At 60.9% G+C, this 889-nt stretch carries 2 protein-coding genes; both read right to left on the bottom strand.

Features of this window, described 5'->3' with window-relative positions:
- Nucleotides 1-259: ArsR/SmtB family transcription factor (locus HV670_RS30185; protein ID WP_175108568.1), on the bottom strand; the 259-nt coding region annotated here is incomplete at its 3' end.
- 9 nt (nucleotides 260-268) lie between these two features.
- Nucleotides 269-889 (bottom strand): arsenical resistance protein ArsH (gene arsH / locus HV670_RS30190; RefSeq protein ID WP_175108569.1); only part of this gene is annotated, 621 nt, incomplete at its 5' end.

Below are 889 nucleotides of genomic sequence, written 5' to 3' on the forward strand. Positions count from 1 at the left end.
TGAGCGTCTGCATATGGTCATAGCTGGCGCAGTAAATGATGAAGCGACCCTGACTCTTGCCCTCGATAAGCTCCGCGTGGGCGAGCTCCTTCAGGTGGAATGACAGCGTGGGCGCCGGAAGGCCCAGCTTTTCGGCAATGGCGCCCGGACTCATACCCGAACGCCCGGCTGTCACCAGAAGGCGGAACACTGAGAGACGCGTTTCGTGCGCGAGTGCTGCGAGCGCCTTGACCGCTAACTTCGAATCGATGGTTGCCATCGCTGTCCTTTATGGGTTGCTCGCCTGCGCTTCCTTGCGGGAATGGTCGGCGATTGCCTGGGAGGCCAGGTCGGTCGCGGGGTCGAGTGGTCGGTCCTCCTTCACGCGCTCGCTGTAGCGGTCGACGAGATAGGCGGCACGTCCGCGAAGCAGCAGCGTGAACTTCACGAGTTCTTCCATGACGTCAACCAGGCGGTCGTAGTACGAAGACGGCTTCATCCGGCCGTTCTCTTCAAACTCTTCAAATGCCTTGGCAACAGACGACTGGTTGGGGATGGTGAACATGCGCATCCATCGTCCCAGTTGACGAAGCTGGTTCACCGAGTTGAACGACTGCGAACCCCCACTGACCTGCATGACGGCAAGCGTGCGCCCCTGCGTCGGCCGGATACCGCCACTGACGAGTGGCAAGTGGTCAATCTGCGTCTTTATCAGACCGGTGATGGTTCCGTGGCGCTCCGGGCTGCACCACACGTGTCCCTCTGACCACAGCGACAGCTCGAGCAGCTCCTTCACCTTCGGATGGTTCTTCACGTCGACGTCGTCTGCGTGCGGCAGACCGCGCGGGTCAAAAATCCGCGTTTCCGCACCGAAAGTCTGCAACAGGCGAGCGGCTTCCTCGACGAGCAA

This window comes from Pararobbsia alpina (genome assembly GCF_902859895.1).
GTDB lineage: Bacteria > Pseudomonadota > Gammaproteobacteria > Burkholderiales > Burkholderiaceae > Pararobbsia > Pararobbsia alpina.